Origin of the sequence: Thiobacillus denitrificans (assembly GCF_001530125.1) — a bacterium.
GTDB classification, from domain to species: Bacteria; Pseudomonadota; Gammaproteobacteria; order Burkholderiales; family Thiobacillaceae; genus Thiobacillus; species Thiobacillus denitrificans_C.
The window spans coordinates 140,117-162,167 of record NZ_LDUG01000021.1; the positions used below are offsets into that span (position 1 = coordinate 140,117).

18 protein-coding genes and 3 tRNA genes are annotated in these 22,051 nt (G+C 62.2%); 4 read left to right on the top strand and 17 right to left on the bottom strand.

The window, feature by feature from the left end:
* Nucleotides 1-193: 193 nt before the first annotated feature.
* The 3 genes from dnaQ to ABW22_RS08870 are packed head-to-tail and all read right to left on the bottom strand — an operon-like array spanning nt 194 to nt 2,074.
* Nucleotides 194-898, bottom strand: coding sequence for a DNA polymerase III subunit epsilon (dnaQ, locus tag ABW22_RS08860; protein ID WP_059755050.1), 705 nt, complete (start codon nt 896-898; stop codon nt 194-196).
* A gap of 2 nt (nt 899-900) precedes the next feature.
* Complete coding sequence (rnhA, locus tag ABW22_RS08865; protein ID WP_059755053.1) at nt 901-1,347, bottom strand: ribonuclease HI; 447 nt, start codon at nt 1,345-1,347, stop codon at nt 901-903.
* On the bottom strand, nt 1,337-2,074 hold the full coding sequence (locus ABW22_RS08870; protein ID WP_059755057.1) for a class I SAM-dependent methyltransferase: 738 nt from the start codon (nt 2,072-2,074) through the stop codon (nt 1,337-1,339). The genes rnhA and ABW22_RS08870 overlap by 11 nt, the downstream gene beginning before the upstream one ends.
* A gap of 29 nt (nt 2,075-2,103) precedes the next feature.
* Here ABW22_RS08870 and gloB point away from each other — a divergent pair, with 29 nt between their 5' ends.
* Both gloB and ABW22_RS08880 read left to right on the top strand, forming a co-directional pair.
* Nucleotides 2,104-2,874, top strand: coding sequence for a hydroxyacylglutathione hydrolase (gene gloB, locus ABW22_RS08875; RefSeq protein ID WP_059755060.1), 771 nt, complete (start codon nt 2,104-2,106; stop codon nt 2,872-2,874).
* Between the two features lie 55 nt (nt 2,875-2,929).
* Nucleotides 2,930-4,528, top strand: a complete 1,599-nt coding sequence (locus ABW22_RS08880; RefSeq protein WP_059755065.1) for a LysM peptidoglycan-binding domain-containing protein — start codon at nt 2,930-2,932, stop codon at nt 4,526-4,528.
* A 51-nt stretch (nt 4,529-4,579) separates the two neighbouring features.
* Here the strand turns inward: ABW22_RS08880 and ABW22_RS08885 are convergent, their stop codons facing one another.
* The 5 genes from ABW22_RS08885 to ABW22_RS08905 all read right to left on the bottom strand — a co-directional run bounded on the left by ABW22_RS08885 (nt 4,580) and on the right by ABW22_RS08905 (nt 11,500).
* A complete protein-coding gene (locus ABW22_RS08885) occupies nt 4,580-4,777 on the bottom strand; it encodes a hypothetical protein (RefSeq protein ID WP_082708654.1) in 198 nt (65 codons plus the stop codon).
* Nucleotides 4,778-4,799: 22 nt separating this feature from the next.
* Entirely contained in the window at nt 4,800-6,761 is a 1,962-nt protein-coding gene (locus ABW22_RS08890) for an ABC transporter ATP-binding protein (protein WP_059755072.1), read from the bottom strand.
* Nucleotides 6,758-8,164 carry an ABC transporter permease gene (locus ABW22_RS08895; RefSeq protein WP_059755086.1) on the bottom strand — a complete coding sequence of 469 codons (1,407 nt, stop codon included), beginning with the start codon at nt 8,162-8,164 and terminating at the stop codon, nt 6,758-6,760. Before ABW22_RS08895 ends, ABW22_RS08890 begins: the two co-directional genes overlap by 4 nt.
* A gap of 196 nt (nt 8,165-8,360) precedes the next feature.
* Nucleotides 8,361-9,338: an ABC transporter permease gene (locus ABW22_RS08900; protein WP_059755089.1), complete on the bottom strand. Its 978-nt coding sequence runs from the start codon at nt 9,336-9,338 to the stop codon at nt 8,361-8,363.
* Complete coding sequence (locus ABW22_RS08905) at nt 9,338-11,500, bottom strand: ABC transporter substrate-binding protein (RefSeq protein WP_059755093.1); 2,163 nt, start codon at nt 11,498-11,500, stop codon at nt 9,338-9,340. Before ABW22_RS08905 ends, ABW22_RS08900 begins: the two co-directional genes overlap by 1 nt.
* A gap of 75 nt (nt 11,501-11,575) precedes the next feature.
* Here ABW22_RS08905 and fabI point away from each other — a divergent pair, with 75 nt between their 5' ends.
* On the top strand, nt 11,576-12,358 hold the full coding sequence (fabI, locus tag ABW22_RS08910; RefSeq protein WP_059755097.1) for an enoyl-ACP reductase FabI: 783 nt from the start codon (nt 11,576-11,578) through the stop codon (nt 12,356-12,358).
* Between the two features lie 66 nt (nt 12,359-12,424).
* Here fabI and ABW22_RS08915 read toward each other — a convergent pair whose 3' ends face one another.
* From ABW22_RS08915 to ABW22_RS08955, 9 genes are all read right to left on the bottom strand, one after another.
* Nucleotides 12,425-14,320, bottom strand: coding sequence for a SurA N-terminal domain-containing protein (locus ABW22_RS08915; protein WP_059755101.1), 1,896 nt, complete (start codon nt 14,318-14,320; stop codon nt 12,425-12,427).
* Nucleotides 14,321-14,449: 129 nt separating this feature from the next.
* Nucleotides 14,450-14,526, bottom strand: a tRNA-Asp gene (locus ABW22_RS08920).
* 72 nt (nt 14,527-14,598) lie between these two features.
* A tRNA-Val gene (locus ABW22_RS08925) sits at nt 14,599-14,674 on the bottom strand.
* A 61-nt stretch (nt 14,675-14,735) separates the two neighbouring features.
* Nucleotides 14,736-15,008 (bottom strand): HU family DNA-binding protein, encoded by a 273-nt coding sequence (locus ABW22_RS08930; protein ID WP_059755106.1) that lies wholly within the window; start codon nt 15,006-15,008, stop codon nt 14,736-14,738.
* Nucleotides 15,009-15,155: 147 nt separating this feature from the next.
* A complete protein-coding gene (gene lon, locus ABW22_RS08935) occupies nt 15,156-17,573 on the bottom strand; it encodes an endopeptidase La (protein ID WP_059755110.1) in 2,418 nt (805 codons plus the stop codon).
* 175 nt (nt 17,574-17,748) lie between these two features.
* On the bottom strand, nt 17,749-19,023 hold the full coding sequence (gene clpX / locus ABW22_RS08940) for an ATP-dependent Clp protease ATP-binding subunit ClpX (RefSeq protein WP_059755114.1): 1,275 nt from the start codon (nt 19,021-19,023) through the stop codon (nt 17,749-17,751).
* Between the two features lie 13 nt (nt 19,024-19,036).
* Nucleotides 19,037-19,693: an ATP-dependent Clp endopeptidase proteolytic subunit ClpP gene (clpP, locus tag ABW22_RS08945; RefSeq protein ID WP_059755117.1), complete on the bottom strand. Its 657-nt coding sequence runs from the start codon at nt 19,691-19,693 to the stop codon at nt 19,037-19,039.
* Nucleotides 19,693-20,991, bottom strand: coding sequence for a trigger factor (gene tig, locus ABW22_RS08950; protein WP_059755119.1), 1,299 nt, complete (start codon nt 20,989-20,991; stop codon nt 19,693-19,695). The genes clpP and tig overlap by 1 nt, the downstream gene beginning before the upstream one ends.
* A 51-nt stretch (nt 20,992-21,042) precedes the next feature.
* Nucleotides 21,043-21,127: transfer RNA gene (locus ABW22_RS08955), tRNA-Leu, on the bottom strand.
* Nucleotides 21,128-21,285: 158 nt separating this feature from the next.
* Between ABW22_RS08955 and hpnC the strand changes: the two genes are divergently transcribed.
* Nucleotides 21,286-22,050, top strand: a complete 765-nt coding sequence (gene hpnC, locus ABW22_RS08960) for a squalene synthase HpnC (RefSeq protein WP_419184923.1) — start codon at nt 21,286-21,288, stop codon at nt 22,048-22,050.
* Nucleotide 22,051: the final 1 nt, after the last annotated feature.

Sequence of the window (22,051 nt, forward strand, 5' to 3'; positions counted from 1 at the left end):
AACCTCATGGGCCGTGTCGTCCAGATAGGCGCGGATGACCTGATAGACCTCCTGATACGGCGCCGAATCGTCGCTCAAGACCACCGCCACCCGTGCAGCGACAGCCTGCGCCGACACCAGGGCCAGACAGACGCAAGTCAGCCCCATTCGCACGATACGCTGGAGTGTGGTCATCTGCGCGACAAGCAAGCTGTCAAGCCACCCCCTGCTCCGCGCGCCACAGACATGCGCCCTTGCTTTCCTGGGTAATGGCCTCAAGCAGGCTGGCATGCGCGGCCAGCTCGTCACCCGACGCCTGCAACAGCACGGGCTTGGGGCGCGCGCGCGCGGCTGCCTGATCGGCCTGCGCGCTGCGCGCCTCCAGCCCGATTGACAGGCTTTCCTGTCCGCGCGTCAGCGCCAGATACACCGCCGCCAACAGTTCGCAGTCGAGCAATGCGCCGTGCAGCGTACGCGCCGCGTTGTCCACGCCATAGCGTTTGCACAGCGCATCCAGGTTGTTGCGCTGGCCGGGGTGCAGCGCCTTGGCCATCGCCAGGGTGTCGGTCACGGCGTCGCACCAGTTGGACAGCGGCGCCATGTCCAGCAGGCGCAGTTCCATGTTGAGAAAGCCGACGTCGAATGGCGCATTGTGAATAATGAGTTCGGCGCCCTGAATGAAATCGACGAACTCGTGCGCGATGTCGGCAAAACGCGGCTTGTCCTGCAGGAATTCCGGGGTGATTCCGTGCACCTGCATCGCCCCGGCGTCGATGTCGCGATCCGGATTCACGTAACGGTGCAGGTGGTTGCCGGTGAACTGCCGGTTGACCATTTCCACTGCCGCCACTTCAATGATGCGATGCCCCTGTTTGGGGTCGAGGCCGGTGGTTTCGGTATCGAGAATGATTTGTCGCATGTTTAGGGTTGTTGCGCCTGCAAGACGCCCTGGTTGGCCAGTTCGTCGGCACGCTCGTTTTCCGGATGGCCGTTGTGTCCGCGCACCCATTTCCACTCGATGCGGTGCAACTGGCTCAAGGCATCCAGTTGCAGCCACAGATCCTGATTCTTCACCGGGTGGCCAGAAGCGGTGCGCCAGTTGCGCCGCTTCCAAGCGGTCATCCATTCGCTGATGCCTTTTTGCACGTATTGCGAATCGGTGTGAACCTCGACCGTGGACGGGCGCTTCAGCGACTCCAGCGCGCGAATGACCGCTGTCATCTCCATGCGGTTGTTGGTGGTGTTGGCCTCGCCGCCGCAGATTTCCTTGCGATGCCCGTTCGTCACCAACAGGGCGCCCCAGCCGCCGGCGCCGGGATTGCCCTTGCAGGCGCCGTCGCTGTATATGTAAATGGTGTCAGCGTTCACGATGTGTCCGATAGTGTTTGAGATTGATCACCTTCGCCGCAGGCGCCAGCAGCCGTCGTGCCACTGGCGTTTTCCACTGCGGCAAAATGATATTCATGCCCTGCACGCGCTTCACCGCCTGCAGGAAATACACGCCGCCGCCCATGGCCCACCAGCGGTCGCCCGCCGGCTCCATGAAACGCATCCGCCGCAGCCAGGATTCGCGGTTGATCGGCGGGCGGTAGCAGCACATGCTGCCTGCCGCCACCTCGAATCCAAGCAAGGCCATCCAGTCCTTCACCCGCGAAATATTCAGGAAGTTCCCATTCCACGGATAGCCGCGTTCGCCCCCCAGCAACACGCGCGCCAGACCCCACAGGCTGCGCGGGTTGAAGCCGGCCAGCACCAGGCGGCCTTCCGGCCGCAAAACGCGCTCGGCCTCGCGCAGCACCTGATGCGGGTTGGCGCTGAATTCGAGCACATGCGGGAGCAGCAGCAGATCGAGCGACTGGCTCTCGAACGGCATGAACATGGGATCGGCCCGTACCTGGGCAGGGGTTTCCACCGCGCAGGTCACGCGCAACGGAATGCGGCTGTTGCGCAGGAAGTCGATGTGCGGCAGGCCGACCTGAACCGCGTTGAAACCGAACACATCCGACACGGCATTATCGAAATAGCGTTGCTCGCGGAACAGCAGATGCTGCCCCAGCGGCGTTTCAAACCATTCGCCATCCAGCTTGGATAACATAGCGACTCCTCCTGTCCGGCAGACCTAACATGTTGACACTCATTTCCCTGCCCGCGTTCGAAGACAACTACATCTGGGTGTGGCACGACGAGCACCACGCGGTTGCGATCGACCCTGGCGATCCGGCGCCGCTGATCGCGTTTCTCGACGCCCATCAACTCGCCTTGACCGCGGTGCTGATCACCCACCACCACCGCGACCATACTGGCGGCAACATCCCCCTGCGTCAACGTTACGACTGTGCTATCTACGCACCCGACAACCCGCGCATTCCCGCGGTCACCCACACCGTGCGCGGCGGCGATTCAGTGGATATCCCGGAGCCGGGCCTGCATTTCGAGGTACTGGCCACGCCGGGCCACACGCTCGACCATATCAGCTATGTCGGCCACGGCTGCCTGTTTTGCGGCGATACCGTTTTCGGCTGCGGCTGCGGCAAATTGTTCGAAGGCAGCCCCGCGATGATGGCCGCCAGCCTCGATGCCATTTTAGCGCTGCCCGATACTACCCGGGTCTGTTGCGCGCACGAATACACCTTGAGCAATATTGACTTTGCCAAAACCATCGATGGCGACAATCTCGCGCTGCTGGCACGCGAACGCGCCGACCGCGCCCTGCGCGCGCAAAACCGTCCCACCCTGCCCTCGACCCTGGCGCTGGAAAAAGCCACCAACCCGTTCCTGCGCTTTCACGACCCCGCCATGACGGCTTTTGCCACCCGCTATCTGAAACGCCCGCATCCCGCCCCCGCCGAGGTGTTCGGCGCGATTCGCGCCGCCAAGGACGCCTGGGACGGTTGACCGATCCCCATCCGGGCATTTAGGATGAAGGCCTTGCTGAGTACGGGAGACCGCCTTGCCCGGAATCAAGTTGGCCGACATCAAATCAAACCTGTTCAGCCTGGCTGTGCTGGCGCTGCTATTCAATTGTCCGGCGCATGCCGAAGAATCCAGCGCCAGCCCGCAAACGCTGGACGCACACGAAGCCCCCCCAGTAATTCCGGTTCCGGTGTGGCACGACGATACCGCCAGCGTCACGGGAGACAACGAAACCACCGCCGAAGCCAGCCACAACGATGTCTGGCAGCGCATCCGCAGCGGTTTCGGGGTCGACGAAGCCGCCTCCCAGAACCCGCTGGTTGCCGTTCACGAATCCTGGTTCGCCGCCCGGCCGGAAAACGTGCGCCGTCTGGCCGAGCGTTCGCGGCCCTTTCTGTACCACATCGTCGAGGAGCTCGACCGGCGTGCCATGCCGATGGAAATCGCATTGCTGCCGATGATCGAAAGCGCATTCAATCCCGTTGCGCTGTCATCCTCCGCCGCCTCCGGCATCTGGCAGTTCATCCCCTCCACCGGGCTTCACTATGGGCTCAGGCAGGACACCTGGTACGACGGCCGGCGCGACTTCACCGCGGCCACGGATGCCGCGCTCGACTACCTGGGCAAGCTTTTTCTCGACTTTGGCGACTGGCAGCTGGCGCTGGCGGCCTACAACTGTGGCGAGGGCTGCGTCGCCCGCGCCATCCGGAAAAATGTGCAGCTGGGACTGCCCACCGACTACGCCAGCCTGACGCTGCCGAACGAGACCCGGCACTATGTTCCCAAACTGCTGGCGCTGAAAAGCCTGATACGTGAGCCTGAACCGTACGGCATCGCCATCGAGCAACTGCCGGACCAGCCCTACTTCAACCAGGTCACCGTCCATGCCGACATGGACGTTCATTCCGCCGCGCGCCTGGCAGACATGAGCAGCGACGAGTTCGTTGCGCTAAACGCCGCCTTCCTGCGCAAACTCATCCGTTCCGACACCCCGGTCAACCTGCTGCTGCCGGTCGGCAAGGCCGACACCTTCCAGCGCAACCTGGAAACCGGCAGCTGGGACACCTGGCGGCCCTACGCTGCGCAAAAGGGCGAGCGCCCCGCAGCCATTGCCAAGCGCTTTGACGTCAGCCTCGGCCGCCTTGAAGAACACAACCAGTTGCACACGAAAAACGGCAAACTGGTGAGCGCGCAGACCATCCTGGTTCCGGTCAAGGGCCGCGGCGCAATCACGGCGAAAGACGGCCTGCTTGCCTCTGCAGCGGCACCGACCCGTCATGTCGTACAGCGTGGCGACACCCTGTCTGGCCTCGCCCGCCATTATGGATTGAGCATGGCGGCATTGAAGTCGGCCAATCCCCGACTCGGCACCCAGGTCAAAGTCGGCCAAACCATCCGCCTGCCGTTGCACGCGCCGGCCGCCAGCGAAACCGGCGCCATCCAGCCCGTCGCCTACACGCCGCGTATCCGCGAACCGGCTCAGCCGGCTCGCTACACCGTCAAGCGCGGCGATACCCTGCTCGCCATTGCGCAGCGTTTCGCGATCAGCCTGGCTGACATCAAGGCGTGGAATCCGGTCTTCAAGAAGAGCAGCACGATCCGCGTGGGGCAGACGGTCGTCATCAGTCAGCCCTGATCAACGTCGCGTCGAAGCCGGCGCGGCTTCGTAAGCGGGGCAGGTCCCGATTCAGTCGGGCGCAGGCGGTTCTTCGCGCTTGTCCGACATCACCAGCGCCATGCCCACGGCCGCCAGCACCATCCATAGCACCGCCGCCCAGATGCCCAGCGCTTCAGACAGAGTGCCCATGAAAAACAGCGTCAGCATCGCTACGGTCAGAACACCGTTGCCGATCCAGAAATTGTGACTGCGTTTGCTGGTTTTCAATTGAATCTCCGTACCAAAATCTCTAAACCTGTCCCGCTACCCAGTGGCAGCGCACCCAATGCCCATTTCCAAGATCCGTCTGCCCGGGATACGTTTGCCGGCATACCTCGCTTGCGTATGGGCAACGCGGATTGAAATGGCAGCCGTCCGGCGGGTTGAGCGGCGAAGGCTGGTCGCCCGCCAGGCGAATGATGCCCGGCCCGGTCTGCGCCTCGATGCGCGGCACCGCGCTGACCAGCGCCAGGGTATAGGGATGGCGCGGCGCGCGCAGCACGGCGACGGCGGCGCCGTGTTCGACGATGCGCCCGAGGTACATCACCGCCACGTCGTGCGCCAGATAATCGACCACCGAGAGGTTGTGGGTGATGAAGAGGTAGGCCAGCCCCAGGCTGTCCTGCAAGTCCTTCAGCAGATTCAGAATCTGCGCCTGCACCGACACGTCGAGCGCGCTGGTCGGCTCGTCGCAGATCACCAGCCGCGGCGATACCGCAAGCGCCCGCGCAATCGCGATGCGCTGCCGCTGCCCCCCGGAGAACGCATGCGGATAGCGCCCGCCGGCATCGTCCGGCAGCCCCACCCGATTCAGCAGCTGCGCCACCGCGTCGCGGCGTTCGCCGGCCGCGCCGACGCCTAGGGCGTCCATGCCTTCCAGCAAAATATCCGCCACCCGCATGCGCGGATTGAGCGAGCTGAACGGATCCTGGAACACCATCTGCGCCTGCCGCCGCAGAGTGGACGCATTCTTCGCGGTGATCGTCTCGCCGCCCAGCACGATGCTGCCCGCGGTCGGCTCGACCAGCCGCAGCAGCGCCTTGCCCACCGTGGTCTTGCCGCAGCCCGACTCGCCCACCAGCGCCAGTGTGCGGCCCGCCTGGATGCTCAATGCCACGTCGTCGACTGCGCGCACATGACCGACGGTGCGCTGGATGAGGCCCCGCCGGATCGGGAAATGCACCTTGAGGCCCTCCACCTGCAGCAGCGCTTTGGCTGCCCGGGCCGTCGTCTGCGCGGTGACCTCGCGCTCGATGCGCGCCGGCAGCGTACCCGCCAGATGGCAGCGTACGCGCTGGTCGTTGATCGTTTGCCAGTCCGGCGATTCGTCGCGGCAGCGCGCAATCGCGAACGGGCAGCGCCGCGCAAAGCGGCAGCCGACGAGCGATCCGTCGAGCGGCGGCACCTGGCCAGGAATCGTGGTCAGCCGGCCGCCGTCGCCGGGGCGCGGCAGCGCGTCGAACAGCATGCGGCTGTAGGGATGCTGCGGAGACGCGAAAAATGTGTCGCGGCCGCCCTCCTCCACCAGCTCGCCGGCGTACATCACGCCCACACGATCGGCGTTCTCGGCCACCACGCCGAGGTCGTGGGTGATCAGCAGCATGCCCATCTGCCGCTCGGTCTTGAGCCTGCGCAGCACATCGAGCACCTGCGCCTGGATGGTCACATCGAGCGCCGTGGTCGGCTCGTCGGCGATCAGGAGTCGGGGCTGGCCGGCCAGCGCCATCGCGATCATCACCCGCTGGCGCAGACCACCCGAGAGTTCGAACGGATAGGTGTCGAGCCGGCGCACCGCATCCGGCACGCCCACCGCATCGAGTAGGCCGCGCGCGGCCTCGCGCGCGGCCTGTCCGCCGAGGTTCTGATGCAGCGCCAGCGCCTCGCCGATCTGCTCGCCCACCTTGATGACCGGGTTCAGCGCCAGCATCGGCTCCTGAAAAATCATCGCCATCTGCCCGCCGCGCACGCGCCGCATGTCGCGTTCGGGCAGGCCCAGCACGTTTTCCCCACCCAGCTCGACCGCCCCCGAGCTCACGCGCCCGCCGTCCGGCAGCAATCTCATGAGGGATAGCGCCGTCATCGACTTGCCGCAGCCCGATTCGCCGAGCAGCGCGTAGGTTTCCCCCGCCGCGACGTGGAACGACACGCCATCGACCACACGTGCCGGGCCGATGTCGGTGACAAGATCGCGGACCTCGAGCAGCGGCTTCATCGCCGGCCTCCCAGGCGTGGATCGAAGGCATCGCGCACGCCGTCGGCAAACAGGTTGGCGGCCAGCACCAGGGTAAACATGAAGGCAAACGCCGCCCCGAGTTGCCACCAGACGACGGGCTCGCGCGCCAACTCAAGGCGCGCGCCATTGATCATGTTGCCCCAGCTGTACATAGCGGGATCAACACCGACGCCGATGTAGGACAAAACCGCTTCGGCCAGCACCAGGCCGGAGAAATCGAGCACGATGGCGATCAGCACCAGGTGAAACACGTTGGGAAAGATATGGCGGCTGATGATGCGCGCATTCGATACGCCGAAGGCGCGTGCCGCCTCGACGTAATCGAGGGTGCGCAGCTTCAGCGATTCGCCGCGCAAGAGACGCGCCAGACCGGTCCAGCTGGTCACGCCCATGATGAGGCAGAGCGCCAGCAGGCGGATGTCGGCGCGCGCGGCGGCGGTATCAAAAATATCGGGGTTGGATTCGATGTAGACCTGCACGATGAGCACCGCCGCCGCAATCAGCAGCACCCCGGGAATCGAATTCAACACGGTGTAGACGTACTGGATGACGTCGTCCACCCAGCCACGGAAATATCCGGCGGCGATGCCGAAACCGATCGCCAGCGGCAGCGTGACCAGCGTGGTCAGGGTACCGATCACCAGCCCGGTGCGGATGCTCTTGAGGCTGATGTAGAGCACGTCCTGCCCGACCTTGTCGGTGCCGAAGACGTGGTAGCCGGCCGCAAGTTGCATCATGACCCCGCCCAGCATGAGCATCGTCGCCACCATCAGAACGACCGTCCGCGCCGGCCAGTCGAGGCGCCCGCCGCGCCAGGCCGCCAGCCACGCACCCGGCGACGTCTGCATGCGACGCGCCTGCCACACGGCCAGCCCGGCAAAGACCAGCAGGCTCGCCAGCGCACCCTGCGCGGCGCCGGCAAGCGCGCGCCGGGTGATGTCTGGCAGGCGCGCGTCCGCCTGCGCGAGGTGCGCGCCGCCGTGTTGCAGGCGTGAGGAGTCGCGCACCGTCACACCGTCACGCTGCACGAATTCCTTGGCGTACAGCTGCATCGCCAGCGGCGCCGAGTAGGTTTTTTCCTGCCGCGCGCGCAGCCCGTCCACCAGCGCGTCGAAGACGGAGAGCACCTCGACCGAATACTGCGGTGCATCGGCCGGGCTGTCGGGCAGCTGCGCGCGGTAATGCAGCGAATCGAGCAGGCCGATGCTCACGAACACGCCCAGCACCAGCGCCGCCCCCATCGCCATCGGGCGCTGTGCCACCACCCGCCACGGCGCGCGCAGGTGTTCCTGGCGGCGGATCAGCCACACCAGCACCAGCACCGCTGCCAGCAGCGCAAAAATCAGCGCATCGGTCCACAGGATGACAGGGTGGATGGTCATTTTGAAGAAAACCCTTGCACCACAGAGATATGTCCCGCAGGGACGGTATCCCTTGGGACACAGAGGCACAGAGAAAAACCGTGACAATGCGACGACACCGTGCGATTGCCCGCTATTCCGTGACCATTCCCAGCACAATTCAAGCGCTTAAAGCCCTTCTCTGTGCCTCTGTGTCTCTGTGGTAAAAGTTTTTGATTCATTGCAGCCTCACCCGCGGATCGACCCAGGAATAGGAAATATCGGTGAGGATGAGGCCGACGATATAGAGGAAGGAGCCGAGGAACACCATCGCGCGCACCACGGCGAAATCCTGCGCCTGGATCGCGTCGATGGTGTAGCTGCCCAGCCCAGGAATGCCAAAGAAGGATTCGGTGATGAGGCTGCCCATGAACAGGAGCGGCAGCACCACCACCGCACCGGTCAAGATCGGAATCATGCCGTTCTTTAGCACATGGCGAAACAGCACGCGCACCTCGCCCAGGCCCTTGGCGCGCGCAGTGCGCACATAGTCCTTGCCGATTTCTTCAAGGAAGATGGTGCGATACCAGCGCGAGCCGCTGCCAATGCCCGCCACTACGCCGACCAGCACCGGCAGCAGGATGAACCGGATGCCATCGATGCCGCCGGCAAAGCCCGAGATCGGCAGCAGGTTCCACAGCTTGGCGATGAAATACTGACCGGCGATGATGTAGAACAGCCCCGAAATCGACATCAGCACCACGCACAGCACCACCCCCCACAGGTCGAGATAGGTGGCGCGGAAGAACACCATCAGCAGGGCAAAGGTGATGTTGACCAAGAGGCCGATGACGAACACCGGCAGCGCGATCGCCAGGCTCGGCCCCATGCGGGTGCGGATTTCGTTGCCGATGTTGCGGCCGTCGTCGCCCTTGCCGAACTCGAAGACGAACATGGCGGCCGAGTGCTTGAAGAAAATCGTGTCAGTGAATTGCGCACTCCCCGCAGCCGCAGCATTCAGCATCAGCGGCTTGTCGTAGCCGTGCTCGACCTTCCAGCGCTCGATCGCCTCCGGCGTCACGTGCTTGGCGCCGAGCTGCAGCCGTGCAATGTCGTCCGGCGTATTGACGACGAAGAACAGCGTGAAGGTCAACAGGTTCACCCCGATCAGGATCGGGATCGCGTACAGCAGACGGCGCAGGATGTAGGCCAGCATCAGGCGGTTTTCCTTTCATGCCGCCGCCACGCGATCACCGCCGGCGCGATGACAGCGACCAGCGCGGCAAGCAGCAGCACAATCGGCCACAGCACCGGGCGGTTCCATTCGTCGCGCCGGGCCTCGCGCAGACCCGGGTCGATCCGGCGGTACTTGAGCGTGTTGTTGGCCATCAGGTTGGGCTTGACGTTGTGCACCCAGCCATGGCGCAGGCCGAAGGACTTCGGATAATAGGCGAAGATCCAGGGGGCGTCGCGGCGCACGATTTCCAGCATGGCATCGATCACCTGCTGGCGCTCGGGGCCGTTGTCCATGTCCTTCATGCGTTCGAACAGGCGGTTGAATTCCGGGTTGTCGTAGTTGGCCGCGTTCTCGCCGCCGCTGCCAACTTTCTTGTGCGGGCCGTACAGCAGGAACAGGAAATTTTCCGGATCGGGATAGTCGGCGTTCCAGCCCCACTCGAACAGCTGTGCATTGCCCTTGCGAATCTTGTCCTGGAAGCGGTTGTAGTCGGTGCCGCGCACCACCAGCTGCACGTTGAGCTTGTCGAGCTGCTTCTTCATCCAGTCGAGCCGCGACTTGGCATCGGGCCCGCTCGCCATGGTGTCGAAATACAGCACCAGCGGGGCGCCGGTTTTGGCGTCGCGGCCGTTCGGATAACCCGCCTCGCCCAGCAGTTTCCGGGCGGTCTCGATCGAGCGGCGCTGGATGACGCCGTCGCGCGCCTCGTACACGTAGGGATTCAGCCCGGCCACGCCCTCGACATAGCCGAACAGCCCGGGCGGGATCGGCCCCTGCGCGGGAATGCCGCGGCCGTTGAGAAAAATCGAAATGAATTCGTCGTAGTCGAACGCGATGGAGAGCGCCTGCCGCAGTTTCTGGCGGTCTTCGCTCAAGCCCCCCACCACCGGATCGAGCATGTTAAAGCCGACATACCAGAGCGAAGCCGCCACCGCAGTGATGAGGTGGATGTCCTGCTCGCGCATGCTGTCTGTAAGCTGCGGATCGCCGCCCGACGAGAACTGCACGGCCTGGTCGAAACTGTCGGAGCTGATGCCGGAGCTGTCGTAGTAGCCCTGCAGGAACTTGCTCCAGTAGGGAATGGTTTCCTTTTCCAGACTGTAGACGGCTTCCTCGACAAACGGCAGCGTCTTGCCGGCGTCCGCCAGCAGCCCGGCCTGGCGGTCTTCCGCATCGCCGTCGGCGGGATAGGTTTCGCCGTGGAAATGGGGATTCTTCTTCAGCACCATGCGTCGGTTGGGGTCGTTCTCGGCCAGATAGTAGGGCCCGGTGCCGACCGGCTGCCAGTCGAGCGTGAGGTTCCTGTCGGCCATGCCTGCCTGCGCGTAGAAAACTTCGGCCTCCCACGGAACCGGGGCAAAGAACGGCATCGCCAGCCAGTAGGTGAATTGAGGGTACTTGCCCTTGATGCGGATGCGGTAGGTGTGCCGATCCACCACTTCGGCACCGACGAGCGGGAAATCATCGAGCTTCAGTTCCGCATCGGGGTTGTCCCGGGCCGATTTCTCCAGCGCCTCGCCCAGCGCCTTCAGGCCGACGATGTGCTCACTCATCAGGCCAAAAATCGGCGAGCTGAGCCGGGGATTGGCCAGCCGCTTGATCTGGTACACGTAATCCGCCGCCACCAGTTCACGGGTGCCGGTGTGCGCAAAATCATGGATACCGGTGATGCCCGCCACCGCGGCGGCATCCAGCGCGTGATAGCGAAGACGCCCAGCCGCATCGCGCGCGAACGCCGGATGCGGCTGGTAGCGGACATCTGGGCGGATGCTGATTTCGTAGACGCTTTCGGCAATGCTCGCTGCCGGCGCGTCGTCCGGCAGCGCGTGGCCCGCCGCGTCCACATACTGCGGCTTCGGCACCGCCTCGGCGGTCAGCGGAATCAGCGTGTAGGGCCGTTTGAGAAAGTGGTATTGCAGCGGCGGCTCGTAGATCTGCCCGGTGAACTCCACTTCGTTCGAACTGTAGGAGCGTGCCGGATCGAGGTGCTTGGGGCGCTCGGAAAATGCGCTGTAAAGCACATTGGCGTTGGCTTCGCTGCCCGGGTAGGGGTTGTTCCAGCTGTCGGAGCAGCCTGCCATCAGGCTCATGCCCAGGCCCAGCAGCCATGCCCTCAATAAAATTTCCCCGATGCGCACCATGGCGCAAGTGTACCCAAGCGCGCCGCCAGCGTCAGCCGTTATAATCCCGAATTACACAACTTCTTCGAGACCATCATGGGATTTCTTGCTGGTAAACGTTTGCTGATCACCGGCGTCATTTCCAATCGTTCGATCGCGTATGGCATCGCCGCCGCATGCAAGCGCCAAGGCGCCGAACTGGCCTTTACCTACCAGGGCGAGCGCATCAAGGATCGCGTCAGCGAATTCGCCAAGGAATTCGGTTCCAGCCTGGTCTTCCCGTGCGATGTCGGCAGCGACGAGCAGATCGACGCCCTGTTTGCCGAACTCGGCAAACACTGGGACGGCCTCGACGGCCTGGTGCATTCGATCGCATTTACGCCCAAGGAAGCCCTGGCCGGCGATTTTCTCTCTGCGGTGACCCGCGAAAACTTCCGCATCGCCCACGACATCAGCTCGTACAGCTTCGCCGCGCTGGCCAAGGCCGCGCTGCCGATGATGGAAGGCCGCCAGGCCGCGCTGCTGACGCTGACCTACCTCGGCGCGATTCGCTCCGTGCCCAACTACAACGTCATGGGCCTGGCCAAGGCCAGCCTGGAATCCAGCGTGTACTACATGGCGCAAAGCCTCGGTCCAAAGGGCATCCGCGTCAACGCGCTGTCGGCCGGACCGATCAAGACGCTGGCCGCTAGCGGCATCGCCAACTTCGGCGAAAAGCTCGACATGGTTGCCAAGAATGCACCGCTGCGCCGCAACGTGACGATTGACGAAGTCGGCAACGTGGCGGCCTTCATGCTTTCCGACCTGGCCTCGGGCATCACCGGCGAAATCACCTATGTCGACGCCGGCTTCAATTCCACCGCCGGCGCCGAGAACTGACTCGTTTCCTGCCCCCCAATAAAAAACGCGCCACGAAGGCGCGTTTTTTATTGGGGGCAATTCGGCTTATCTGCCTTCGATCGCGCCCGGCTTGATTTTCACCTTCTGCCCTGCAGTGATCAGCGCAACCATCGCCTCCATGTCCGCGCGCTGCTGCGCCTGCATGACGCCGGACTCGATCGACGCCAGCAGCATGGGGTCCAGCTCAGGCGCCTCCAGCACACGGCTCACCCGCACGATGCGATACAAACCGTCTGCGCGCGCAAAGCCGGTATAGGCCGGCAGCTTGTCCGCGTTCACCCGGAACACCGCCTTGACGCCGGCGGCGTCCAGTTCGGCCGAAGGCTGACGGCTCACCACCTGAAAGGCTGACCAGCTCAAACCCGCCTCGTTGCCCTTGGCCAATGCCTCGATGATGGCTTCGCCCTTCCTCGCCAGCAGCTGCCCGCTCTGCGCAGCGCGCAGCCTGGCCTCGATCGCCGCCGACACCTCGGCCAGCGGACGCAGCCGTGCCGGGCGATGCTCCGCCACCCGCGCCGCCACCAGGCTGCCGCGCTGCACCTCGATGGCCTCGGTGTTCTGCCTGGAATTGATCGACTCAGGACTGAACAGCGCGGCCGACAGCCCGGCATGGTTGAAGGGCGGCGGCGCATTCATGGCGGTCATCCAGTCGCTTTGCTGAACGGTCAGCTTGGCCGCTGTCGCCGCAGGCTGCAAGGATGCCGCGTTTTCATACACCAGGTTGCTGAAGTTGTCAGCCAGATCGGCAAAAGCCTTCTGCGCCTGCTGCTTGCGCAGCTCGTCCACTACCCCTGCGCGCACCGCCGACAACGGCGCGGTCTGCGCAGCCTGGATGACATCCAGGCGGATGATGTGATAGCCGAAATCGCTCTCTACCGGTCCGCGGATTTCATTGGGTCTCATGCTGAACACGGCGTCCTCGAAAGGCTTGACCATCATGCCGCGACCAAAGCTGCCGAGGCTGCCGTCCTGCGCAGCCGAGCCAGGATCCGCCGACTCGGCACGGGCCAGTTCGGCGAAGCGTCCCGGAGCCTGCAGCAGGATTTGAACCAACTCGGCCGCCTTTGCCTTGGCCTGGGCGCGCGTGGCCGCGTCCGCATTTTTATCCGCGGCAATCAGGATATGGCTCGCGCTACGCATTTCGGGCTGCCCGAACCGCGCAGCGTTGGCCGCGTAATAATCCGCCACTGCCTGGTCGCTCACCGTGATTCCCGCCGCCACGCTGTCGATGTCCAGCATCAGGTATTCGGCACGAATCTGCTCGGGCTCGGTGAATTCGGCCCGGTTGGCTGCGTAATACTGCTCCACGTCGGCGGGCGTCACCTGGATCTGCGATGCCACCGCAGATGCCGGCAGATCCGTCCAGGCGATTTCACGTTGCTGCGCCACCAAGCGGGCAATCTGTGTCATCGAGGTGTTCGAGGGGAAGGCCGCGAGCGAAACCGGACTGGTGATGGCCTTGAGCATGAAGGACTGGCGCAGTTCATTTTCAAACTGGGCGGGCGTGCGGCCATTCTGGCGCAATACCGCCTCATAACGCGGCTGTGAAAACGCGCCGTCCTGCTGAAAGGCAGGAATCTGCCCCAGCAACGATGCAATGTACGCATCGGGTGCCAGGAACTTGAGTTTTTGTGCGTCCAGCAGCAGCGCACGGCGCTCGACCAGGCTGTCGAGCACCTGCCTGCGGAATTCGACTGTTTCGGTGACGGCGGGATCAAACGCGGGGCCGAGCGTCTCGCGCATGCGGTCACGCTGTGCCTGGATTTCCTGCGTCAGATCTTCACGCGAAATCCCCACATCGCCGACCTCGGCGACCACCCCGCCGCTCTTGTCGCCCGACATGTAGGAGTCCACGCCAAACAGGGCGAAGGTAACGATGATCAAGGCCAGTATGACTTTTGCCAGCCAGCCTTTTGCATGCCTGCGGATTGCTTCGAGCACGGTCTTCTACTCCGAAAAAAAAGCCAGCGCGAATTTTCGCGCACTTTGCGTCCTGCGTCTCGCCTTGTTGTGATGAAAAGACGCTGGGTGAAATGAAAAAAGGCGAACTCGCGTTCGCCTTTTTGGTGTTGGCGGAGTGGACGGGACTCGAACCCGCGACCCCCGGCGTGACAGGCCGGTATTCTAACCAACTGAACTACCACTCCCTGGTACTGCAAAAATCGTCAGCGTAAAACGCTATGCTGCCTGAGATCCGGCGGCTTGTTCTAATGCCCAGCTGGTGGGTGCTGAGGGGCTCGAACCCCCGACATTCGCCGTGTAAGGGCGACGCTCTACCAGCTGAGCTAAGCACCCGACGAAGCCCAAGATTCTACAATAAATTCCGGGCCTTGCCAAATGCAATCTGCGTTTTTTATTAATTGACGGCGTCCTTCAGGCCCTTGCCGGCGCGGAACTTCGGCACCTTGGCCGCCTTGATCTTGATGGCGGCGCCCGTGCGGGGATTGCGACCCGTGCGTGCGGCACGCTTGCCGACGTAGAAGCTGCCAAAACCCACCAGCGTCACCATGTCGCCCTTCTTCAGGGCTTTCTTGACCGCTTCAACCGTTGCATCCAGCGCACGGCCGGCAGCGGCCTTGGAAATGTCAGCCGAGTCGGCGATGGCATCAATCAATTCGGATTTGTTCACGTGTTGTCCCCTTCACTCAAGTGGTACAGGAAAACCCTGTGGACGCTTTTATAGCAACTCGCAAAACCTTGTGTCAAGCGGTATTCCGGGCACATACGAAAAAATCCCGCGACTGGCGCGGGATTGCGGAGAGTGCTTGAAAAATACTCAGTGTTTGATAGCCGTGGCAGTGGTTTTTTTCTCTTCTGGCACAGCGATTGCTGGTGTTTCCGCTTCAGGCTCATCCTGCAAGGGCTCGGGCGCACGTTCCAGTGCCAATTCAAGCACCTGGTCGATCCACTTGACCGGATGAATATCGAGCTTGTTCTTGATGTTGTCAGGAATCTCGGTCAAATCCTTGACGTTCTCCTGTGGGATCAGCACCATCTTGATGCCGCCGCGATGCGCGGCCAGCAGCTTTTCCTTCAGCCCACCGATCGGCAGCACCTCGCCCCGCAAGGTGATCTCGCCGGTCATTGCCACATCCGCACGCACCGGAATCCCGGTGAGGATCGACACCATCGACGTGCAGATTGCGACACCGGCCGACGGACCGTCTTTCGGTGTTGCGCCTTCCGGCAGGTGGATGTGGATGTCGCGCTTCTGGTAGAAGTCGTCCTGGATCCCCAACTTGCGCGCACGCGAGCGCACCACGGACAACGCGGCCTGGATGGATTCCTGCATCACCTCGCCAAGCTTGCCTGTCGTGGTCATCTTGCCGCGTCCGGGCAGCGAAACCGCCTCGATGGTCAGCAATTCGCCGCCCACTTCGGTCCACGCCAGCCCCGTCACCTGCCCCACCTGGTTGTTCTGTTCGGCGACACCGAAGCTGAAGCGCCGCACGCCGAGGTACTTCTCCAGATTACGCGACGTAACCGAGATTCGGGTCGATTGCTTCTTCAGCAACAAGGCCTTGACAGCCTTGCGGCAGATTTTTGAAATTTCCCGTTCAAGGCTGCGTACGCCGGCTTCGCGCGAGTAGTAACGCACGATGTCGCGAATGGCCGATTCGGCGATAGCAAGTTCGCTTTCCTTGATGCCATTGACCTTGAGCTGCTTGGGCACCAGGTAGCGCATTGCGATATTGATTTTCTCGTCCTCGGTGTAGCCCGACAGACGAATCACTTCCATACGATCCAGCAGGGGCGCAGGCAAATTGAGTGAGTTGGCGGTGGCGACGAACATCACATCCGACAGGTCGTACTCGACCTCGATGTAATGATCCTGGAAAGTGTGGTTCTGCTCGGGATCGAGCACTTCCAGCAACGCCGAAGACGGGTCCCCGCGGAAATCCTGCCCCATCTTGTCGACTTCGTCGAGCAGGAACAGCGGGTTGCGCACCCCGACCTTGGTCAGGCTTTGCAGAATCTTGCCCGGCATCGAACCGATGTAGGTGCGACGGTGGCCGCGAATCTCGGATTCATCGCGCACACCGCCCAGCGCCATGCGCACGAACTTGCGGTTGGTCGCGCGCGCGATGGACTGGCCGAGCGAGGTCTTACCGACGCCGGGTGGCCCCACCAGGCACAGGATCGGCGCCTTGACCTTGTCGACGCGCTGCTGCACTGCAAGATACTCGAGGATGCGTTCCTTGACCTTGTCGAGGCCGTAGTGATCCTCGTCGAGGATGCGCTCGGCCTTGACAAGGTCCTTGCTGATCTTGGTTTTCTTCTTCCACGGCAGGCCGACCATGGCCTCGATATAGCTGCGGATCACGGTGGCTTCGGCCGACATCGGCGACATCATGCGCAGCTTTTTCAGCTCGCCCATGGCCTTGGCTTCGGCCTCCTTGGACATGCTGGCCTGCTTGATGCGCGTTTCCAGCTCCTCCAACTCGGCGCCTTCCTCGATATCGCCAAGTTCCTTCTGGATCGCCTTGACCTGCTCGTTCAGGTAATACTCGCGCTGGCTCTTCTCCATCTGCCGCTTGACGCGGCCGCGGATGCGCTTTTCCACCTGCAGGATGTCGAGTTCGCCTTCCAGCAGGCCGAGCAGATGTTCGAGGCGCTTGTTGACGCCAATCATCTCCAGCACTTCCTGCTTCTGCTCCAGCTTCAGCGGCAGGTGCGCAACGATGGTGTCGGCCAGACGGCCACCCTCGTCGATCCCCGACAGCGAGGTGAGGATTTCCGGCGGAATCTTCTTGTTCAGTTTGACGTACTGGTCGAACTGCGTCAGCAAGGCGCGACGCATCGCTTCCACTTCCACCAGTTCTTCGCCTTCGGCGGGCAGGATTTCGGCACGTGCGGTGAGATGGGTCTCGGCATCGGTGACGTCCAGCACGCGAGCGCGCTGATTGCCTTCCACCAGCACCTTGACGGTGCCGTCTGGCAGCTTCAGCATCTGCAGGACAGTAGCGACGCTGCCGGTGTCGTACAAGTCTTCCGGCGTGGGGTCGTCCTGGGCGGCTGTCTTTTGCGCGACCAGCAGGATGCTCTTGCCGGATTCCATCGCGGTTTCCAGCGCCTTGATCGATTTGGGCCGGCCGACAAACAAGGGGATGACCATGTGGGGAAACACCACCACATCCCTAAGCGGCAACAGCGGCAGATCGACCTGTTCCTTGGATACGTTGTCGCTCATCATAATTTCCTGGTAAAGGTTGAGGAAAGGATGCGCGGCATTCAACCACGCTCCACCCACAAGGGGAAGGCCGCGGCTGTATGGCCGATCAATCGGCAACAACCACGCTCATCCATACTTGGGGAGCATAGTTTGGAATTCAAGATGGCTGACAGGTTCCCCGTCAGCCATTCTATGTTCAGGCGCCGGCAGCCAGCGGCTGTTCGCCGCCCTGGTCGGAATAAATCAGCAAGGGCTTGCCGTCACCGCTGATCAGCCCATTGTCCACCACCACTTTGCTGACCCCCTTGAGGGAGGGCAGGTCGTACATGGTGTCGAGCAGTGCATGCTCGATGATCGAACGCAGGCCGCGGGCGCCGGTGCGGCGCGCCAGCGCACGCTTGGCGATGGCATTCAGTGCCTCCTCGCGGAATTCAAGATCGACGCCTTCCATCTTGAAAAGTTTGACGAACTGTTTGGTGAGCGCGTTCTTCGGCTCGGTCAGGATCTGTACCAGCGCGGCCTCATCCAGTTCGTCCAAGGTTGCGACAACCGGCAAACGCCCGACAAATTCAGGGATCAGGCCGTATTTGATGAGATCTTCGGGCTCGACCTGATGTAGCAGTTCGACATCGCGCTTGGTTTCGTCGACATTCTTGACCTGCGCACCGAAGCCAATGCCGCCTTTTTCGGTACGACCGCGAATCACTTTTTCCAGCCCGCTGAACGCACCACCGCAAATGAACAGGATGTTGCTGGTGTCGACCTGGACAAATTCCTGATTCGGATGCTTGCGCCCGCCCTGCGGGGGGACCGAAGCGGTGGTGCCCTCGATCAGCTTCAGCAGCGCCTGCTGCACGCCTTCGCCGGACACGTCGCGGGTAATCGAGGGGTTATCAGCCTTGCGCGATATCTTGTCGATTTCATCAATGTAAACAATGCCCTGCTTGGCCTTGTCGACATCGTAATCGCACTTTTGCAGCAGCTTCTGGATGATGTTCTCGACATCCTCACCGACATAACCCGCCTCGGTCAGGGTGGTGGCATCGGCAATCACGAACGGCACGTTCAGCGTGCGGGCGAGGGTTTGCGCCAACAGGGTCTTGCCCGAACCGGTCGGACCGATCAGCAGGATGTTGCTCTTGGCCAGCTCGACTTCGCCCGTGCCGGCGTTGCTGCGCAAACGCTTATAGTGATTGTAGACCGCAACCGCCAGCGATTTTTTCGCCTGGCCCTGACCAATCACGTATTGATCGAGCATGCCGCTGATTTCGTGCGGCGTCGGCAAGTCTGAACCACCGCTCTTATGGGTGTCGGCCTGCTGAATTTCCTCGCGGATGATGTCGTTGCACAGCTCGACGCATTCATCGCAGATGAATACCGACGGCCCAGCAATCAGCTTGCGCACCTCGTGCTGGCTTTTGCCGCAGAAGGAGCAGTAAAGAAGTTTGTCGCTCGAGCCTTTGTCTGCCATACCCGTTCCTTGCTTAATTGCCTGATGCTTCGATGCGGCTGGTCAGCACCTTGTCGATCAGACCGTAATTCACCGATTCGTCCGCGCTCATGAAGTTGTCGCGATCGGTGTCACGGTCGATCACTTCCAAGCTCTGTCCGGTGTGTTTGGCCAGCATGTCGTTGAGGCGCCCTTTCAAATAGAGGATTTCCTTGGCGTGGATGGCGATGTCCGATGCCTGCCCCTGAAAACCGCCTAGCGGCTGGTGAATCATCACGCGCGAGTTCGGCAGACAGTAGCGCTTGCCATGGGCGCCCGCGGTCAGCAGGAATGCGCCCATGCTGGCCGCCTGGCCAATACACAGCGTGGACACATCCGGTTTGATGAACTGCATGGTGTCGTAGATCGCCAACCCGGCCGAAACCGAACCACCTGGCGAGTTGATATAAAAGAAGATGTCCTTGTCGGGGTTTTCCGACTCCAGGAACAGCATCTGCGCGACCACCAGGTTGGCCGTTGAATCGTTTACCGGGCCCACCATGAAAATGACTCGTTCCTTGAGCAGGCGCGAGTAGATGTCGTAGGCACGCTCACCCCGGCCGCTTTGCTCGACGACCATGGGCACCAGCCCCAAACCCTGCGGCTCGATGGGCTGCGAATTGGAAATACCGCGTTCAAAATCAATGTGCATCAGGCACGTCCCATCAGTTCTTCAAAGGAGGTTGTCACGTCTTCCACTTGGGCCTGACCTGCAACCCATGCTACCACATTCTCTTCCAGCGCCAGGGACTCGATCTCGTGCATCCGTTCCAGGTTTTGGTAGTACCACTGCATCACCTGATCCGGGTCTTCGTAGCTTTGCGCCTGCTCCTGAATCAGGGCACGAATCTGCTCGGGCTGCGCCACCAATTTATGCGCCTGCACGATTTCGGCCAGGATCAGCCCGAGACGCACGCGACGTTCTGCCTGTCCGGTAAACATATCGGCAGAAAGCTTCACAGTCTGAACCCCGCGCGACTGCATGTCGGCTTCGGTCATTTTCATCAGACGCTCGGTTTCAACCGCCACCAGGCTTTGCGGCAGATCCAGCGTGCTTTTCTGCAACAGCAGTTCCATCGTCTGCTCTTTCAGCTTCGCCTGCACGCGACGTTTGACCTCGCGCTCCAGGTTGGACTTCACCTCGGTCTTGAGTTTCTCGACGTCGCCGTCCTCGACCCCCAGCGCCTTGGCAAATTCCGCGTCCACCGGCGGCATCACGGGGGCCTGCACGTCTTTGACCTGCACTTCGAAATGCGCGACCTTGCCCGCGAGGTCCTTGGCAGGGTACTCAGCCGGGAAGGTCAGGTCGAAGCCCTTGCTGTCACCGGCCTTGGTGCCAATCAGGTTCTGCTCGAACTCGTGCAGCAGACGGCCTTCACCGATGAGCGCAGCAAAGTCTTCGCCTTGGCCGCCCTCGAACGCTGCACCATCGACCGTCCCCTGGTAGTCGAACTTGACCAGATCGGCTGTTGCCGCTGCGCGATCGGTGGACTCAAAGGTACGGCGCTGCTTCTGCAACACTTCCAGCGTCTTCGCCACCTCGGCTTCGCCCAGGTCCACGACGGGACGGCTGATCTTGGCCGTGCCCAGATCGTCGATCTTCACTTCAGGATAGACTTCGAAGCGGGCGCTGAATGTCATTTCTGTCGTATCAGTCTGCCCCGCTTTCGGCTCGAATCGCGGATAGCCCGCAATCTTCAGCTGGTGGGCCTGCACCGCCTCGCCAAAGCGGGCCTGCAGGCTTTCGCCCAGCACTTCCTGGCGCACGCCGGGGCCATGCTGACGCGCCACTGCGGCGAGCGGCGCCTTGCCGGGACGGAAACCATCCATCTTGACGTTGCGTGCCAGGCGTTTGAGGCGGCTTTGCACTTCGGTTTCCAGGGGGTCCATGGGCACGCTGATGTCCAGGCGACGGACCAGTCCTTCGAGAACTTCAAGATTTGCTTGCATCAAAATACTTCCTGGCTGAATTTAAGGATGGGTGAAGCGCAAAAAAACCGATGGTGCGGGAGGGGGGACTCGAACCCCCACGCCTTGCGGCGCTGGAACCTAAATCCAGTGCGTCTACCAATTCCGCCACTCTCGCGGCTTAGCCGCAAAACCATCAACTAATAAGTGTAATATAATCAAGGTGATGCTGTCACCCAAGCTAACCCGGCATCCAAGCTAAGTCATTATTCCCATTCCGTTTTTTTGTTGCCGGTGCCGGTCGAACACTACGAAAATTTCCCTGTTGCGTCCTGGTTGCTGCCCAAACGGCTGCGTAAGCCGGTCGAAGCCATCTACCGGTTTGCCCGCAGCGCGGACGATATTGCCGACGAAGGCGATGCCCCTGCCGCCACGCGCCTGGAACAGCTGGCGGCCTATCACGCCAAGCTGGATCGCATCGAGCGCGGCGAGCCCTCCCACCATCCGGTTTTTGTTCCGCTTGCGGCAGCCATCCGCGATTACGCCATTCCGATTTCACCTTTTCGCGACCTGCTGTCGGCCTTCGCGCAGGACGTGGAAAAAACCCGTTATGCCAATTTCGGCGAAATCATGGACTATTGCCGCCGCTCGGCCAACCCGGTGGGGCGCCTGATGCTGCACCTGTACGGCGACCGCGACCCGCGTCACCTGGCCTATTCGGACGCCATTTGCAGCAGCCTGCAACTGATCAATTTTCTACAGGACATCGCGGTCGATTACCGGAAAGACCGCATCTATCTGCCGCAGGACGAGCTCGCCATGCACCACGTCAGCGAAACGCAAATCGCCCGGGGCGACACGCACGGCCTGTGGCACATGATGATGCACAAGCAGATCGAGCGCGCGCGCAAATTATTGCAGGCCGGCGCGCCGCTCGGCCGACACCTGAAGGGGCGCATCGGACTCGAGCTGCGCGTAACCATCCTCGGCGGTGAAACCATCCTGCGCAAGCTGCACGCCGACCCCGGCTGCGTGTTCCACAAGCGTCCGGTGCTGACAAAAAAGGACTGGATCGTCATGCTCGGACGCGGGATTTTCTAAG

What these genes read in the sequence shown, in the direction of transcription:
- dnaQ (WP_059755050.1), bottom strand. Translation starts at nt 898, where the DNA reads ATGCGACAAATCATTCTCGATACCGAAACCACCGGCCTCGACCCCAAA.
- ABW22_RS08870 (WP_059755057.1), bottom strand. Translation starts at nt 2,074, where the DNA reads ATGTTATCCAAGCTGGATGGCGAATGGTTTGAAACGCCGCTGGGGCAG.
- gloB (WP_059755060.1), top strand. Translation starts at nt 2,104, where the DNA reads ATGTTGACACTCATTTCCCTGCCCGCGTTCGAAGACAACTACATCTGG.
- ABW22_RS08890 (WP_059755072.1), bottom strand. Translation starts at nt 6,761, where the DNA reads ATGAAGCCGCTGCTCGAGGTCCGCGATCTTGTCACCGACATCGGCCCG.
- ABW22_RS08895 (WP_059755086.1), bottom strand. Translation starts at nt 8,164, where the DNA reads ATGACCATCCACCCTGTCATCCTGTGGACCGATGCGCTGATTTTTGCG.
- ABW22_RS08900 (WP_059755089.1), bottom strand. Translation starts at nt 9,338, where the DNA reads ATGCTGGCCTACATCCTGCGCCGTCTGCTGTACGCGATCCCGATCCTG.
- ABW22_RS08905 (WP_059755093.1), bottom strand. Translation starts at nt 11,500, where the DNA reads ATGGTGCGCATCGGGGAAATTTTATTGAGGGCATGGCTGCTGGGCCTG.
- fabI (WP_059755097.1), top strand. Translation starts at nt 11,576, where the DNA reads ATGGGATTTCTTGCTGGTAAACGTTTGCTGATCACCGGCGTCATTTCC.
- lon (WP_059755110.1), bottom strand. Translation starts at nt 17,573, where the DNA reads ATGATGAGCGACAACGTATCCAAGGAACAGGTCGATCTGCCGCTGTTG.
- clpX (WP_059755114.1), bottom strand. Translation starts at nt 19,023, where the DNA reads ATGGCAGACAAAGGCTCGAGCGACAAACTTCTTTACTGCTCCTTCTGC.
- clpP (WP_059755117.1), bottom strand. Translation starts at nt 19,693, where the DNA reads ATGCACATTGATTTTGAACGCGGTATTTCCAATTCGCAGCCCATCGAG.
- tig (WP_059755119.1), bottom strand. Translation starts at nt 20,991, where the DNA reads ATGCAAGCAAATCTTGAAGTTCTCGAAGGACTGGTCCGTCGCCTGGAC.